This window comes from Streptomyces anulatus (genome assembly GCF_000721175.1).
Lineage (GTDB): Bacteria > Actinomycetota > Actinomycetes > Streptomycetales > Streptomycetaceae > Streptomyces > Streptomyces anulatus_C.
This window is the reverse complement of sequence record NZ_JOEZ01000083.1, coordinates 1-2,363: the sequence shown is the minus strand read 5'-3', so window position 1 is coordinate 2,363 and position 2,363 is coordinate 1. Positions and strand designations below refer to the sequence as shown.

Genomic DNA, 2,363 nt, shown 5'->3' with positions numbered 1-2,363 from the left:
TGTCCGCGTACTCATCTGAGTGCACCACCGAGTACGAAGTTGTGTGCACCACTGCTCAGGCTACGTCGGTGTCCCGTTCGATGGCCTGGAGGCGGTTCTTGAGCCGGTAGCTGTTGCCGTTGATCGGGAGGACCTCGCAGTGGTGCAGGAGGCGGTCGAGGATCGCGGTGGCCAGGACCTCGTCGCCGAAGACCTGGCCCCATTCGCCGAATGTCTTGTTCGAGGTCAGGATGATCGAGCCCTTCTCGTAACGCTTGGAGATGACCTGGAAGACCAGGTTCGCTTCGGTCCGCTCCAGTGGCTGGTAGCCCACCTCGTCGACCACGAGGACCGCGGGGCGGAGGTAGCTGGTGAGCTTGCTGATCAGCCGGCCCTGGTCCTCGGCGGCCTTGAGGTGGCGGACCATGTCGTCGAGGCTGGTGAAGTAGATCGAGTAGCCGGCCCGGCAGGCCGCGACGGCCAGGGCGACGGCGATGTGTGTCTTGCCGACCCCTGGCGGCCCGAGCAGGGCGACGTTGGCTTTGTCCTCGACGAAGGAGAGGGTGGCCAGGTCCTTGACCTTGCGCGGGTCGAGGTCGGGCTGGAAGGAGAAGTCGTAGTCCTCCAGGGTCTTGTGGTGCGGCAGCTTCGACAGCCGCAGGCCGTTGCGGAAGCGGCGGTCGTCGCGGACGGCGAGTTCCTCGGACAGCACCAGGTCGAGCAGGTCGAGGTAGCCCATCTTGGCCTCGTCCGCCCGCTGGACGTACTGGTTCAGGGCCTCGGCCAGGTGCGGCAGGCCGAGCTTGGCGGCGGTGGTGCGGATGCGGGTGCTGGTCAGCTCGCTCAACGGGCTTCCTTGGTCGGGGCGGTGAAGGGTCGGGTGCCGGTCAGCTCGTCATAGACCGACAGCGGGCGGCGGCCGACCTCGATGTTCGCGGCGGCGGCCCGGTTCAGCAGAGCCTGCAGCGGTCCGGCCTCCGCCTTCGGTGGCTGGCTGCGGCGGGGTGAGGGCAGAGCGCCAACGCCGGTGGTGACGCGGCGGCCGGCACCGGTGGGAAGGCCGTCCCAGTGCGTCTCATCCACGATGCGGGCGCCTCGTCCAACAGCCCGCGGGTGAACGGCCAGCAAGGTCTGGCCACCTGGACCCGGGACGGTTGAGTGCAGGCTGACCTGGGACTTCGTGGCCCGGATCTCGATCAGCTGGCGGGGGCGGACCTTGCGGGCGGGCACCGAGTAGAGGTTCGCGTCGAAGGCGACCAGGCAGTCCTTGCCGACATGCCGCAGATGCCGCTGGGTGACCACGTAGGGGGTCGCCGGCAGCGGACGCAGGGCCATGTGGTCGCGCACGGCCCGGTGTCCGATGACTTCGCCGTGGGTGCCGTGGACCTTCGCCCGCCGCAGTGGTACCCAGGCAGCGAAGGCGGCGTTCAGCTCCTCGATGGAGGAGAAGGCCCGCCCGGCCAGGACATGGTCGCGGACGATGCCGACCTGGCGCTCGACCCGGCCTTTGCCCTGGGGCCGGTAGGCGGCCAGCACATCGATGTCGAAGTCGTAGTGCCCGGCGAAGGCGACCGCCTCCGGATGCAACGGAACCGCCTCACCCGGGGCGACGTGCCGACGCACGACCGTCTTGGTGCGGTCGTAGACGATGCTCATCGGCACCCCGCCGAAGTGCGCGAACGCGGCCCGGTGGCAGTCGAAGAACGTCGCCAGGTCCTGGCTGGTGGTGAAGCAGCAGAACGGGTCGCGCGAGTACGACAGCGTCATGTGGAAGGAGTAAACCTTCGGGATGCCGACATGGGCGAGGATCTTGCCTTCGTCGCCCCAGTCGACCTGGGCCTGAGCACCCGGGACGACCTCGAACCGCCGGTGCAGGCCCGCGAGCTCGCCCGGGCTAATGCCCAACTCGTCCGCGATCCGAGGCCGGGCTTCCTGCAGATAGAGCTTCACCCGCTGGTAGTTGATGCTGGCCCCGTACTCCTGGACGAGGCGCTCGTGAATCACCTTCCCCTTGAGCAGGATCTCGGACCTGAGCATCGCGTCGATCAGCGGCGCGACCTCGTCCACCACCCGCCGAGGCCGCTGATCTGCTACTTCTCTCTTCGGCGGCGCGAGCGAGGCCGGGTCCTTGAGGTACTTGCTGACCGTCCGGCGGTTCAGCCCGGTCTCCTTCGCGATCTCCCGCAGGCTCATCGCACCGGACTCGTACAGCGGCCGGAACCGCCTCAACTCCAGCCATCGATGTGGATCCAAGACCACCGTCAGCCGCCTCCCTGCCGCCCCGAAACGACAGCAGCAGACTCACGGCCGGCACCCCGTCACCGCATCAGGAATGGTGCACTTTCATCCGTACGAGGTGGTGCACGTTCGCTTGTACGCCGACA

General features: G+C 67.9%; 2 protein-coding genes. Both read right to left on the bottom strand.

Annotation, left to right across the window (positions count from 1 at the left end; all coding sequences use genetic code 11):
- Window positions 1-55: 55 nt before the first annotated feature.
- Window positions 56-826 carry an IS21-like element helper ATPase IstB gene (istB, locus tag IG90_RS0138525; RefSeq protein ID WP_019526974.1) on the bottom strand — a complete coding sequence of 257 codons (771 nt, stop codon included), beginning with the start codon at window positions 824-826 and terminating at the stop codon, window positions 56-58.
- Window positions 823-2,238: an IS21 family transposase gene (gene istA / locus IG90_RS0138520; RefSeq protein WP_026244148.1), complete on the bottom strand. Its 1,416-nt coding sequence runs from the start codon at window positions 2,236-2,238 to the stop codon at window positions 823-825. The genes istB and istA overlap by 4 nt, the downstream gene beginning before the upstream one ends.
- Window positions 2,239-2,363 lie beyond the last annotated feature (125 nt).